Annotated in this window: 15 protein-coding genes and 1 pseudogene; 9 read left to right on the forward strand and 7 right to left on the reverse strand. The window is 39.3% G+C overall.

From position 1 onward, the window contains the following. Nucleotides 1-347 precede the first annotated feature (347 nt). A complete protein-coding gene (gene rlmD, locus ACSQ6I_RS12335; RefSeq protein ID WP_438890615.1) occupies nt 348-1,730 on the reverse strand; it encodes a 23S rRNA (uracil(1939)-C(5))-methyltransferase RlmD in 1,383 nt (460 codons plus the stop codon). A 205-nt stretch (nt 1,731-1,935) separates the two neighbouring features. Between rlmD and ACSQ6I_RS12340 the strand changes: the two genes are divergently transcribed. Continuing rightward, entirely contained in the window at nt 1,936-2,421 is a 486-nt protein-coding gene (locus ACSQ6I_RS12340; protein WP_438890616.1) for an allophycocyanin, read from the forward strand. Between the two features lie 519 nt (nt 2,422-2,940). Further along, the gene (locus ACSQ6I_RS12345) at nt 2,941-3,099 is read left to right on the forward strand and encodes a DUF2887 domain-containing protein (protein WP_438890689.1); all 159 of its coding nucleotides are present in this window, start codon (nt 2,941-2,943) and stop codon (nt 3,097-3,099) included. A 552-nt stretch (nt 3,100-3,651) separates the two neighbouring features. Here ACSQ6I_RS12345 and ACSQ6I_RS12350 read toward each other — a convergent pair. Together ACSQ6I_RS12350 and ACSQ6I_RS12355 are read right to left on the reverse strand one after the other, a co-directional pair. Beyond that, nucleotides 3,652-3,924 carry a putative toxin-antitoxin system toxin component, PIN family gene (locus ACSQ6I_RS12350; protein WP_438890617.1) on the reverse strand — a complete coding sequence of 91 codons (273 nt, stop codon included), beginning with the start codon at nt 3,922-3,924 and terminating at the stop codon, nt 3,652-3,654. Beyond that, on the reverse strand, nt 3,921-4,124 hold the full coding sequence (locus ACSQ6I_RS12355; protein WP_438890618.1) for a hypothetical protein: 204 nt from the start codon (nt 4,122-4,124) through the stop codon (nt 3,921-3,923). Before ACSQ6I_RS12355 ends, ACSQ6I_RS12350 begins: the two co-directional genes overlap by 4 nt. A 68-nt stretch (nt 4,125-4,192) precedes the next feature. Between ACSQ6I_RS12355 and ACSQ6I_RS12360 the strand changes: the two genes are divergently transcribed. The 5 genes from ACSQ6I_RS12360 (at nt 4,193) to ACSQ6I_RS12380 (ending at nt 9,990) form a co-directional block, all read left to right on the forward strand. Next, nucleotides 4,193-4,384 carry a type II toxin-antitoxin system HicA family toxin gene (locus ACSQ6I_RS12360; protein WP_438890619.1) on the forward strand — a complete coding sequence of 64 codons (192 nt, stop codon included), beginning with the start codon at nt 4,193-4,195 and terminating at the stop codon, nt 4,382-4,384. Then, the gene (locus tag ACSQ6I_RS12365; RefSeq protein ID WP_438890620.1) at nt 4,384-4,596 is read left to right on the forward strand and encodes a type II toxin-antitoxin system HicB family antitoxin; all 213 of its coding nucleotides are present in this window, start codon (nt 4,384-4,386) and stop codon (nt 4,594-4,596) included. Before ACSQ6I_RS12360 ends, ACSQ6I_RS12365 begins: the two co-directional genes overlap by 1 nt. 194 nt (nt 4,597-4,790) lie before the next feature. Continuing rightward, a complete protein-coding gene (purL, locus tag ACSQ6I_RS12370) occupies nt 4,791-7,175 on the forward strand; it encodes a phosphoribosylformylglycinamidine synthase subunit PurL (RefSeq protein WP_438890621.1) in 2,385 nt (794 codons plus the stop codon). A 262-nt stretch (nt 7,176-7,437) separates the two neighbouring features. Continuing rightward, the gene (gene purF, locus ACSQ6I_RS12375) at nt 7,438-8,958 is read left to right on the forward strand and encodes an amidophosphoribosyltransferase (RefSeq protein ID WP_438890622.1); all 1,521 of its coding nucleotides are present in this window, start codon (nt 7,438-7,440) and stop codon (nt 8,956-8,958) included. Between the two features lie 285 nt (nt 8,959-9,243). After that, nucleotides 9,244-9,990, forward strand: coding sequence for a Uma2 family endonuclease (locus ACSQ6I_RS12380; RefSeq protein ID WP_438890623.1), 747 nt, complete (start codon nt 9,244-9,246; stop codon nt 9,988-9,990). Between the two features lie 111 nt (nt 9,991-10,101). Here ACSQ6I_RS12380 and ACSQ6I_RS12385 read toward each other — a convergent pair whose 3' ends face one another. The 3 genes and pseudogenes from ACSQ6I_RS12385 to ACSQ6I_RS12395 all read right to left on the reverse strand — a co-directional run. Further along, nucleotides 10,102-11,382, reverse strand: a complete 1,281-nt coding sequence (locus ACSQ6I_RS12385) for an SUMF1/EgtB/PvdO family nonheme iron enzyme (RefSeq protein WP_438890624.1) — start codon at nt 11,380-11,382, stop codon at nt 10,102-10,104. Nucleotides 11,383-11,404: 22 nt separating this feature from the next. Further along, nucleotides 11,405-11,746: a protein kinase domain-containing protein gene (locus ACSQ6I_RS12390; RefSeq protein WP_438890690.1), complete on the reverse strand. Its 342-nt coding sequence runs from the start codon at nt 11,744-11,746 to the stop codon at nt 11,405-11,407. A 33-nt stretch (nt 11,747-11,779) separates the two neighbouring features. Continuing rightward, a pseudogene (locus ACSQ6I_RS12395) lies at nt 11,780-11,824 on the reverse strand (hypothetical protein); the annotation flags it as partial. A 211-nt stretch (nt 11,825-12,035) separates the two neighbouring features. Here ACSQ6I_RS12395 and ACSQ6I_RS12400 point away from each other — a divergent pair. Together ACSQ6I_RS12400 and ACSQ6I_RS12405 are read left to right on the forward strand one after the other, a co-directional pair. Further along, the gene (locus ACSQ6I_RS12400; RefSeq protein WP_438890625.1) at nt 12,036-12,431 is read left to right on the forward strand and encodes a hypothetical protein; all 396 of its coding nucleotides are present in this window, start codon (nt 12,036-12,038) and stop codon (nt 12,429-12,431) included. Between the two features lie 55 nt (nt 12,432-12,486). Next, nucleotides 12,487-13,047, forward strand: coding sequence for a Uma2 family endonuclease (locus ACSQ6I_RS12405; protein ID WP_438890626.1), 561 nt, complete (start codon nt 12,487-12,489; stop codon nt 13,045-13,047). Between the two features lie 4 nt (nt 13,048-13,051). Here ACSQ6I_RS12405 and ACSQ6I_RS12410 read toward each other — a convergent pair whose 3' ends face one another. Then, nucleotides 13,052-13,333 (reverse strand): hypothetical protein, encoded by a 282-nt coding sequence (locus ACSQ6I_RS12410; protein WP_438890627.1) that lies wholly within the window; start codon nt 13,331-13,333, stop codon nt 13,052-13,054. Between the last annotated feature and the right edge of the window lie 23 nt (nt 13,334-13,356).

Here is a 13,356-nt window from a genome sequence, read left to right on the forward strand (position 1 = left end):
AATCATTGAGGTGGTCATACTGCCTTCAAACTTGCGTCTGTAAAACTAAATTTTAAAAATGCTAGGGAGCATTGACTCTAATATATTAAGTGAGAATTGATTGGTTAAAAATTGGCTGTAATTTTACTGCTAATGCAGTCAGCAACTTAGAAGTTGCTATTAATTATAAATGGGTGTATAAATAGCCCTCTTTATTGCCGCTTAATAATTTACACAATTTAATTCACCTTTAAGAGTCTATGCAACTTCAATAAAAAAAGGAATGTCTATTTTTAGGTCAATTCTATTTTAGCATTATTACCATGTACTAGACTACAAATTTCTCATTTGAGTTTTTTGTAAATAATTTACTGACTCTCTTCCTCGGATGAACGCACTAGAAATGCGGCAGCTTCCACATGAGCCGTTTGGGGGAAAAAGTCGGCGGGCTGTACCCTGGTGAGAGTGTATAGTCCATGTTCACAAAGCAATTTGAGGTCACGGGCTAGGGTGGATACTTTACAACTGACGTAAACAATCCGAGAAGGTTTCAAGTCAAGTAAGGTTTTGATGACATTAGCTTCACAGCCTTTGCGTGGCGGATCAAGTAATACCACATCCGGTATAGTCCCTAGGTTGGGAAGATTTTTTTCAACTGCGCCTATTTGAAATGTAACATTGTTAATTCCATTGTGTGTGGCGTTGAGAATGGCCTGTTGTACTGCTGTTGATTGGACTTCTAAGCCGATCACTTGGTGTGCTTGTTTGGCTAGGGGTAAAGTCAAAGTCCCAATACCGCAGTAGGCATCGACTAGAATTTCGTGACCTTGCAAATTGAGTTCTGACTGAATTACTTGTAATAGGGATTCTGCGGTTTCTGTGTAGACCTGAAAGAATGTATCTGGGAGGATTTGAAATTCGAGTCCGGCAAATATTTCGCGCAGGTAAGGAACTCCGGCTATACAACGGGTTTCTGAACCAAAGATAGCATTTGTGCGATCGCTATTTCGATTCAATGATACTCCCACCAATTGAGGATATCTCTCTAACCATTCTTGTGCTTGGGTTTCAATTCCAGATAATTTCCAATCCTTCACTACCAAAGTCAGCAGCATTTCCCCTGTTCGACGACCAATACGTAAACCCAAATGGCGAATTAACCCTTGGTGACGGCGTTCGTTATAAATTGACCAACCCCGCTTCTGGATATCTAACTTCACCTCAGCCAGCAAGGGGTTAAAGCGGGAGTCCTGAACCGGACATTGATTCAAATTAATTAATTGATGGCTACCTTTTTGGTAATAACCAGCTTGTACCTGCCCCGTAGCTGAGATACTCACAGGATAGGTGACTTTGTTGCGATAACCCAAGGATGCGTCAGCTACCAATACGGGATCTACAGGTGGGTCAACAAAACCGCCAATACGTTCTAAAGCTTGAATTACTTGATTGCGCTTGGCTATCAGCTGGTAGTTGTAATCAATATGCTGCCACTGACAACCGCCACATTTGTCAGCCACAATGCAATTTGGTCTAATCCTTCCCGGAGATCGTTTGAGGATTTCCTTGAGCGTAGCCTGAGCATATTTGGGTTTAACGTTTACCAGTCTAACAAGAGTGCGATCGCCTGGTACAGTGTCTGGAATAAAGACCACACGCTGCTCAAACCTGCCCACACCATCACCCGTATCACTCAAATCAGAAATTTCAACTTCAATTACTTCACCCTGTCGCCAAACATTATTAGTCATTAGTCATTCAATTTTGGATTTTGGACTTCGGCAAGCTCAATCGAACGATTTTGGATTTGGTAATTGAAGAATTATTACAAGTTCTTCCTTAATTTTCCCCAATCCCCAATCCTCAGTTCCCATCCCCATCTTCTCACACCCTTCACTTCTGTACCTCTAACTAGTTAAACTAGCAAATAATATTTCGCGTAATTGCATAATAATCATGACTGTAATTAGCCAAGTTATTCTCCAAGCCGACGACGAACTGCGTTACCCCAGCAGTGGCGAACTCAAGAGTATCAAAGAATTTTTGCAAACTGGTCTACAGCGGACAAGAATCGTCTCTACTCTTGCGGAAAATGAAAAAAAGATAGTTCAGGAAGCAACCAAAAAACTTTGGCAGAAGCGCCCTGACTTTATCGCCCCCGGTGGCAATGCTTACGGAGAAAAGCAACGTGCTTTATGTATCCGTGACTTTGGCTGGTACTTGCGCCTGATCACTTACGGCGTACTTGCTGGCGACAAAGAACCAATTGAAAAGATTGGTTTGATAGGCGTGCGGGAAATGTACAACTCTCTAGGCGTTCCTGTCCCAGGAATGGTAGAAGCTATCACTTCTCTCAAACAAGCCTCCTTGGATTTATTGAGCGCTGAAGATGCTGTCGAAGCAGCCCCTTACTTTGATTACATCATTCAAGCGATGTCCTAATACACCTTGTATTAGTTCTAGCAGTAGACTTTCTCGTCTACCAGAGTGAGTATCAGACATTAGTTGGTACTCAATCCCAACCAATAAAATTCATCATTTGAGGATACCTTCCCCACACTCGATAGTGGCTATGGCAAAATCTTTGTCAAGTTATTATCTAGTAGTGGGGATATTTTATACTCAGTGATTACAACAAAAGACAAAAAACCGACAGGTATAAGGCTGTCGGTCATTAGTGTGTTCCCTATTAATGACTCGGCTAGAGTTCAGTTATAGGTGATTATGCCAATATGCTCACTATTAGAGGAGGATCTTTATCATATAAAAATTGTGATTATAATCATGTTTTCTTGTGATTATAATCACTAATTTGTTCCCTGAAAAATGCATTCACTTCAACAATTGATTTGATTTAGGATTGCTATATCAATCTCAATATTTTTTAACCTAATGTAAAAAAACCTAGAACTTGTGAAAACTGATATTATATTCCATCAACTGTTTTAAACATTACTTAGTATCCTTTTTGAACTAATTGGTAAACCAGCTACAGAAGCACAATCGTATCAATTCAAGTCTGTAAAAATTAAAGACCTAGCATTTCGCTTAGATGGTTTATTTGTACCTGATTTAGAGATATCTGAAGAGCCTATTTACTTTGTAGAAGTTGAATTTTAACCTAAGGCCGATTGTGACTGGTGGTTATTTACAGAAAGCCTTGTTTACCTGAATCAATATTAACCAAAGAATAATTTTCACGCTGTAGCGATTTTTTGCTAAACATAGTTTAGATTCTTGTGTATATATGCAGTACCAGGGTTTGTTAATGAGTCAGTAAATCATATTTATTTATACTGTTAATTAGTTTCCATGTTCCTGATTGGCATTGATTCAAAATTGTGATGATTGCTTGTGCTTCTAAGTAAATGCGTGATTGGGCTTAATCATTAAAAGGGTAATTTCAACAACAAGCATCTAAATATATTTTATAGTTATCTCTCGTTCACTGGTTCTACCTGAAAATACAGTTTAGAATGTTCCGAGTTTAGATTATATGTAAATATACGTAAATTAACTATTTAAAATGGATAGAGAACTTTATCTCAGCATTTCTTCAGAAGCAGCAAATTCTTTTGGATCAATAATTTTAATTGATTCAAACATTTTCAATATTAGTAAATCTTTATCACCTGTAATAATACAAACAGCCTCTCCAGCAACTGCTGTTGCTTAAATCATATCATCATCTACATCACGACAGACAGGCACATTTAACGGTGTAGGTATTACAATATGCATTCTAGAACGCAACAAATTCATCACCTCTCCCGCATCTTCAGGAGAGTATTTAAACTTTACTCTCAGTTTTTCATGTAATTCATTGAGAATAAAATCTGAAGTAATGGGAGAATGCACAATTAGACAGTGTTCAACAACTGTACTACACATCCCTTTAGCAATAAAAGCAGCAATCAAAACATTAGTATCTATAACTAGCTTCATGAAATTATCTCAAAAATTTCCTCAACTGTTTCATTCTTTTGCATTAAGTAAGAACGCAATGCGCGGAATTTGTGTGTAAAGATGTAGTCCTCAATAGCTTTACCGACTAAACTATCAGCAGATATACCTTCAGTTTGAGTAATTTCTAAAAGTGCTGCTTTCAGTTCTGGAGTAATAGTAATGGTTAGGGTATCTTGCATATTTTATCAGTGAGCTACATAGTTAATTATAAAATAAATCAAACTATTGATTACAGATAGATGTTAATATGAAAGTAAGAGTAGTAATTCAGCGACTAGAAGCTGATGGTTGGTATTTAGCAAGAACTAGAGGAAGTCACCGACAGTTTAAACATCCTGATAAACTTGGTACAGTTACAGTTTCTGGTAAACCTAATATTGATGTACCCATTGGTACACTAAAAAGTATTTGGAGACAAGCACAATTGGAGGAAGAATAATGCGTTATACAGTAGTAATTGAAAAAGGAAATACCAGTTATGGTGCTTATGTTCCCGACTTACCCGGTTGTATAGCTGTGGCTGAAACATTAGCAGAAGTTCTACAACTAATTGTAGAGTCCATAGAATTTCATATAGAAGGTTTAATAGAGTCAGGTTTACCAATTCCTCAACCTACAAGTATCGCCCAGGAAGTTGAAGTTTTGATTTAAAATGATTACTTAATATATTTTGAATAATTTGACAGTAATTTATTCTTTCCATAAAACATTGTACAGTAGACTGGGCTACCGCACCTCCAGATCCCCGACTACTGACATCAATTCATAATTGATTGACAAGATTAAAAAAAGAAGTGGGGGATCTCAGATAGAATATTTCTCTGTCCTCTTGGTGCATAACTTCCATGACCACATTTGGTGAAAATCCCTTTTCTCCCCAAGAAATTGCCTCAGAAGGCATAAAACCAGAAGAATATACCGAAATCGTCCGCCGTTTAGGTCGTCATCCCAACAAAGCCGAATTAGGTATGTTTGGGGTGATGTGGTCAGAACATTGCTGTTATAAAAATTCCCGCCCTTTACTCAAACAGTTTCCCACCACAGGCCCCCGCATACTCGTGGGACCCGGTGAAAATGCCGGAGTTGTGGATATCGGCGACGGACTGCAATTAGCTTTTAAAATAGAATCCCATAACCACCCTTCCGCCGTTGAACCATTCCAAGGCGCTGCAACCGGAGTAGGTGGGATATTAAGAGATATTTTTACAATGGGGGCGCGTCCCATAGCTTTATTAAATTCTTTGCGCTTTGGTGATTTGAATGATCCGAAAACCCAAAGATTGTTTACAGGTGTAGTATCTGGTATTTCACATTATGGTAATTCGGTTGGAGTTCCCACAGTTGGGGGTGAAGTGTATTTTGACCCCGCCTACTCTGGAAATCCCCTAGTCAACGTCATGGCCTTGGGATTGATGGAAACGTCGGAAATTGTAAAATCGGGGGCTTCAGGCTTAGGAAATCCTGTGCTGTATGTGGGTTCAACCACCGGACGGGATGGCATGGGAGGCGCAAGTTTTGCCAGTGCCGAATTAACTGATGAATCAATGGATAACCGTCCCGCAGTGCAAGTAGGAGATCCATTTGTAGAAAAGTCTTTGATTGAAGCTTGTTTAGAGGCGTTTAAAACCGGGGCTGTGGTTGCTGCCCAAGATATGGGGGCTGCTGGTATTACCTGTTCTACCTCGGAAATGGCTGCTAAAGGTGGTGTGGGGATTGACTTCGATTTAGATAAAATTCCGGTGCGGGAATTGGGAATGATTCCTTATGAATACCTGCTTTCGGAATCTCAAGAACGAATGTTGTTTGTTGCCGAAAAGGGACGAGAACAGGAATTAATTGATATTTTCCATCGTTGGGGACTGCAAGCGGTGGTTGCGGGTACGGTGATTGAAGAACCCATTGTCAGGATTTGGTTTCAGGGGAAAATTGCGGCGGAAATTCCGGCTGATGCTTTGGCAGAAAATACGCCTTTGTATGAAAGAGAATTATTGACAGAAGCACCCGAATATGCTCAAAAAGCTTGGCAATGGACAAGTGCTAGTTTACCTGCTTGCAATGCTGCGGGTATTGAAATTGAGGGAAGTCTGCAAACTTGGAATCAGATTTTATTGACTTTGCTAGATACTCCCACCATTGCTTCTAAAAGCTGGGTTTATCGCCAATATGACCATCAAGTTCAGAATAATACCGTATTGTTACCCGGTGGTGCTGATGCGGCTGTAGTGCGTTTACGTCCTTTAGAAGAAACCCCCAATCTCACATCCCCAATTGCCAATTTAAAATCCGGTGTTGCAGCGACGGTAGATTGTAATTCTCGCTATGTCTATCTTGATCCTTATGAAGGGGCTAAGGCAGTGGTGGCTGAAGCTGCCCGGAATCTTAGCTGTGTGGGTGCTGAACCCTTAGCTGTGACAGATAACCTCAATTTTGGTAGTCCAGAAAAACCGATTGGTTATTGGCAATTAGCGTCCGCTTGTCGGGGTTTGAGTGAAGGATGTAGTGAGTTGGGAACGCCGGTAACTGGGGGAAATGTTTCTCTCTACAATGAAACTTTTGATGCGGAAGGTAATCCCCAACCAATTTATCCGACTCCGGTTGTGGGTATGGTGGGTTTGATTCCTGATTTAACGAAAATTTGTGGACAAGGTTGGCAAAATGGAGGTGATATAATTTATCTTCTTGGTTTACCTATTCAATCCAAAATCCAAAATCCAAAATCTAAAATAGAATTGGGTGCTTCTGAATATTTGGCAACGATTCATAATACGATCGCAGGTAAACCCCCTAGAATTGATTTTGATTTAGAACGCCGTGTGCAAAAAGCTTGTCGTGATGGTATTCGTGCCGGTTGGGTAAATTCTGCCCATGATTCGGCTGAAGGTGGTGTGGCTGTGGCTTTAGCGGAATCTTGTCTTTCTGGTAATTTGGGGGCTGAGATTAATTTCCCAATTAGTGCAAATCATGATTCACGCTTTGATGAAGTACTATTTGGTGAAGGTGGGGCGAGAATTTTAGTTTCTGTTAGTGAAGAAAACCAAGAAAAATGGGAATCCTATTTACAGGAGCATCTGACAGAAAATTGGCAAAAACTGGGAACAGTCGCTAATTCTGGGAATTTGGAGATTTTAACCGCAGATAACCATCAGTTACTCCAGGTTAGTCTCGAAGATATGAGCGATCGCTATTCTCAGGCGATCTCTAAACGTCTCGCTATCTACACCAGTACCTAAGCAACATCAAAAAATCAAGGATTACGCATGAAAATTTACAATTCATACGTAATTCTTAACCAATTTACGATACTGTTTTAATGGATGGTTAAAGATTTGTTAAGAGCTTTTCCGCTATCCATGAAAGAAGGTAACAGGCGACAGGTGACAATAAAAAATTAAATATTCTCCCCTATTGCCATGTTTTCCCTCTTCTCTCCTACACTCTAGACTCTCTCCTTCCCTTTTAGTGACTCGACACCCCACCAGGAGTAAAATCAGCATGATTCCTATCCATTCCGTCACTTCGGATGAATACCCCGATAGCTTGCATGGCGCAGCTATATCTGCCAACAACCAAATCAACAGTCATGAAAATCGCCCTGACAAGCCAGAAGAAGCTTGCGGTGTTTTTGGCATTTACGCCCCAGAACAAGACGTTGCTAAAATGACCTATTTTGGATTGTATGCCCTCCAGCACCGGGGTCAAGAATCTGCTGGTATTGCGACCTTTGAAGGTACACACGTACACCTGCACAAAGATATGGGTTTGGTGTCTCAAGTTTTTAATGAAACTATCTTAGAAGAATTACCCGGTGAATTAGCCGTTGGTCATACTCGCTATTCAACTACCGGTTCTAGCCGTAAGGTTAACGCCCAACCCGCTGTTGTCGAAACTCGCTTGGGTTTATTGGCATTAGCACACAACGGTAATTTAGTCAATACAGTGCAACTCAGGGAAGAATTACTCAAAAGTAATTTTAACTTAGTTACATCCACAGATTCAGAAATGATTGCTTATGCGATCGCACAAGAAGTCAACTCTGGTCTAGATTGGCTAGAAGGTTCAATTCGTGCCTTTAACCGTTGCGAAGGCGCATTTAGCCTAGTTATTGGCACAGCGGACGGTGTTATGGGTGTGCGTGACCCCAACGGCATCCGTCCCTTGGTAATAGGTACTTTAGATAGTGATCCTATCCGTTACGTACTCGCTTCCGAAACTTGCGGTTTAGATATTATCGGTGCAGAATACCTGCGTGATGTAGAACCAGGAGAATTAGTTTGGATCACCGAAGCCGGTTTAGCTTCCTTCCATTGGAGTCAACAGCCTGAACGCAAATTGTGTATCTTTGAAATGATCTACTTTGCGCGTCCTGATAGCCTCATGCACAACGAAACTTTATACAGTTATCGAATGCGCTTAGGACGAAGAATCGCCAAAGAATCTCCCGTAAATGCCGATATAGTTTTTGGTGTACCTGATTCTGGGATACCTGCTGCAATTGGCTTTTCCCAAGCTTCTGGTATACCCTACGGTGAAGGATTGATTAAAAATCGCTACGTCGGCCGCACCTTCATTCAACCCACCCAAACGATGAGGGAGTTAGGTTTACGGATGAAACTTAATCCTCTCAAAGATGTCCTTGCTGGTAAAAGAGTAATCATTGTTGATGATTCCATTGTCCGAGGAACTACTAGCCGTAAACTCGTCAAAACCTTGCGTGAATCTGGTGCGGAGGAAGTACATATGCGGATTTCTTCCCCTCCTGTGACTCATCCTTGCTTTTATGGTATTGATACCGATACCCAAGATCAATTAATTGCAGCTACTAAATCAGTAGCAGAAATAGCCAAGCAATTAGAAGTTGATAGTCTCGCGTATTTGAGTTGGGAAGGAATGTTAGAAGAAACAAGAGAAGATACTAATAGTTTCTGTTCTGCTTGTTTTACTGGTGATTATCCCGTGCCTATTCCTGAACAAGTCAAGCGTTCTAAGTTGATATTGGAAAAGGTTGTAGTTTAGATAATTCTATCATCTTGTGGGGTGGGCATCCTGCCCGCCCAAATCTTAAAATTGTCAGAATCAGGATTTACAGGATTTACAAGATTTATATTCTCAGAATAATAATTTACAGGATTTTCAATATTTAAAATCTATAATCAATGTTTTCAGTAAAGCCTATTGTAGCATTTCCTAATTACAAAAGGTACATCATAGCCCCATCCTCGCTTGCGGGGAGGGGGTTGGGGGTGGGGTTCTTATCAAAAACTGCTATATACTAATAGTTAATCCCTTTATCTAATTGCTATGGTTGTAACTGCTTCGACCTACAATAATATTACCTGGGAACTATTGCCGGAAGATTTCATTTTAGATGATGAACCAGTGGATAATGTTAATCAACCTTCTTTAGCTGCTGCACTAACTGAAAGCCTACAAATAGCAGGAAAACTCCCAGAAACTGCCCTCTCTACAACCAATTACGGCATCTGTGCGACAGTTAACGACAAATTTGTTGTAAAAGCACCTGATTGGGCTTACATACCGCAAATTACCGTTTCTAGAGAGCAAGTAAAACGCAGCTACACCCCTCACAAACAGGGTGAAATTCCTGTGGTAGTAATGGAATTTCTTTCTGATACAAATGGGAGTGAATATTCTAGTAAACGGACTTATCCTCCTGGTAAATGGTTTTTTTATGAAGAGGTTTTACAAATTCCCAACTATCTAATTTTTGAACCAGATAGCGGTATTTTAGAAGTTCATCGTTTACAAGATTTAAGAAAATATCAATTACGTTCTCCAGATGAAAATAACCATTATTGGTTAGAGGAGATGGAATTATTTATTGGTGTTTGGGAAGGAAAGCGAGAAAATCGTCAAGGATATTGGTTAAGATGGTGGGATAAAGAAGGTAATTTGTTATTGTGGGGGTTTGAGTCGGTTGAGAAGGAACGACGAGAGAAGGAACAAGAACGAAGGGAAAAAGAAGCAGCTTTACAACGTTTACAAGATTTAGAAAAACGATTGCGAGATGCAGGAATTGAAATCTAAAGGATTTTCAGAATTTAAAATATAGTATGAATCTGTATTATCATCTTCATCCTGTACATCCTTAAATCCTGAAAATCCTGATTCAAACAAAAAGTGTAAGACTATAAATGTCTACATATTACTGGTATAAGAAACCGCAATACGAAAACCCAGTTCGTAGAGTCTTCTGCTGCGCTTATGCCTGCGACGAACCGCCGAGCGATAGTAATTGGGATTGCTGCGCCAATAACCACCACGCAGAATCCGATAGTCATCGTCACCAGTCCAATCACTACCATCTCTAGGAGCGTTTATATAATTTTCATGCCAGCTATCTTCGCACCACTCACATACATTCCCGTACATATCATACAAACCAAAAGTATTAGGGGGAAAAGTTCCTACATCTGTAGTTTGTTCATACTTCCCATTGCAATTGGCTAAATCAGTGGTAATAGAATCACCAAAATAATAGGGAGTTGTGGTTCCGGCTCTACAGGCATATTCCCACTCGGCTTCGCTGGACAAATGATATAATCTAGCAGTAGATTTACTTAGCCTAGTACAAAATTCCTGTGCGTCAATCCATGAAACTTGTTCAACTGGAAGATTTGCACCTTTGAAGTATGAGGGTTTGGGGTTTAAATCAATCTTCTCTTTTGGTAAAAATGCAACCCTTTCCCATTGCGCTTGAGTAACTGGGTATTTCCCCATGTAGAATGGTGGAACTGTAACTTGATGTTGAGGTTTTTCGCTATCATTTCCCTCTCCTTCCGGTGAACCCATGAGGAATTTTCCGCCTGGTATTGCTACCATTTCTAAAACCACACCATTTCCTAAATTTTCTATAAACGATGTGTGTACAGAAGATTGCTGATTTATTCCTACATTTTGTGTAGGTTGTTTGGGAGAAATAAATTGTAAAACTTGCTGAAACGAACTAGGAGAAATTGGTTGTTTGGGTGCAATAATTGTCGGTGGAAGTTGCTGTGGTTCTAATGCTAATAAAACTTCTGTTGCTGACGCAAAACGATTAACTGGAAAGTCTTGCAACATTTTATCTAAAACAATTTCTAACTCCTTACTCACAGAAACTTTTTCTTTCCATATCCACTGCATTCTCATAGAATCAAAAAGCAAATCAGAACCATCTGCTTTTTGTAAATGTCCGGTTAATAAACGAATACAAGTAACAGCTAAACTATAAATATCACTGTTATGATAAACCATGCCACGAAATTGTTCCGGTGGTGCATATCCAGGTGTCCCGGTAATCGTCCCAACTCTAGTGAGAACACTTCCACCAACTTCCTTAGAAACTCCAAAATCAATCAGGAATAAAGCACCTGTTTGAGAACTTCTAATAATATTCTCTGGTTTAATATCTCTATGAATGACATTCTTATCATGCACAAATTGTAAAATAGGTAATAATTCAATTAACTTCTGACTCGGTTAGTTTTCCTTTGCGTTGTAATTCATGGAGCAGATTTTCACCTTCGATAAATTCCTGAATTAAATACAGTCTTCCTTCTTGTGGAAAGAATGCGAGCAAATCAGGAATATGTGAATGTTTTCCTAAATCTCGTAGTCGAAAAGCTTCTTGTTTAAATAACTCCGTCGCTTTTTCCAGCGCAGCAGTTCCCGACAGTTGGGGTAAAAATTGCTTAATGACGCAAGGAGTATCTAATCTTTGCTCGTCTACTGCTAAAAAGGTTCTCCCAAAGCCACCTGCACCGATAACGCGGATAGCACGATAACGATCTTGCAATACCATTTTACTCCCACAACGTTGACAAAATATAGTCGTCGGTGGATTTTGGTGTAAACAGTTGGGTTTAAGACACTGACTCATAGATGCAAGTGGGTAATTATAGTGATAATTATAGTCACATTTTAACACTAGTGTGGTTTAGTGTCAGCGTCAATAAGCGAATGCTTATAAATAGAGAATTGGTGTTTGTGTTTAATATAAAAAAGTCTAATTTTAGGGTTACTTGTGCAGTTAATACAACAAAAACTTGATAAAATTATATTCATCATCTTGTACAATTTTGGCAAAGTCTATGACTGTCCCAATAACTATCAATTTACCCGAAAATTTAGTTGAATCTGCCCAGCGTCTTGGAGAAGCTACAGCGCGAGACTTATCAGATGTTTTGGTTGATCCCCTAGAAATAGTCTTACCAACATTCAATAATCTTTCAGAAATAAGCATTAATTCTCGAATTTCTAATCTTTCAGATGCGGATGTACTAGATATAGCTAACTTAAAAATGGAGGCGGTACAAAATAACCGTTTAGGAGAACTACAAGCTAAAGGAAAAAATACAGGATTGACTGAAAATGAACGTTATGAACTGTTAGTTTTAATGTCAATTTACCAAATTGGACAATTAAGAAAATCAGAAGGATTAGCAGAAGCAGTTAAACGAAAAATAATAAATCCTTTATTGCCATGAGTTCTCTAGTGGAAATATAGGTTAAAATAGTTAAATCCCCACATATCAATACTTTATGAACCAGCAAATAACTGAAAGAGTGCGCTGGACAACAGCCGATTTAGAATTATTTCCTGATAACGGAAACCGCTATGAAATTATTGACGGAGAATTGTTTGTGACAAGAGCGCCTCACTGGAATCACCAGCAAACTTGTATTAGAATAGGTATGGTGTTGGAAACTTGGTCACAGGCTACCAAATTAGGACGTACCGCAGTTACACCAGGAATAATTTTTGGTGATAATGATAATGTGATTCCTGATGTTGTCTGGGCTAGTAATGAACGACTTGCTGAACTATTAGATGAAGCGGGACATTTAACTGCTGCACCAGAATTGGTAATAGAGGTGCTATCTTCTGGTGTTGAAAATGAAAAGCGAGATAAAGAACTTAAACTTTACTCATCAAGAGGAGTAAGAGAATATTGGATTATAGATTGGCGTAAAGAACAAATAGAAGTATATCGACGTGAACAAGGAATTTTAAAGTTAGCTGCTACCTTGTTCAAAGATGATGAATTGACATCACCTATTTTACCTGGTTTTTTTTGTAAAATTGCTTCCTTGTTCACCTAAAAAATTAACCATGTTGCAAAAATTTAATCTTAGGTAACAAAGGATCACTCACAATTCCTGTACCAGCAAAACCCCACCGTTTTACCAAACTTCCTACCTGTGTACCTGTAACTGATTCTACAGCTAAACGATTGGCTAAATCAGCTGCATGGGTGTTCAAATAACTCAGAGCATCAAAATCTTCTTTAAACAATAATAAATATCCTGATGTGTTATCATCAACACGCGCTGTGAGATATTTACCATCTGTTCTTGAGCGAATAATATAATAAACTTCAGAAAGCATAGTTTGTAATTCGTAATTGTTCC

The sequence above is a fragment of the Anabaena sp. WFMT genome, from assembly GCF_051781005.1.
Classification (GTDB): domain Bacteria; phylum Cyanobacteriota; class Cyanobacteriia; order Cyanobacteriales; family Nostocaceae; genus Anabaena.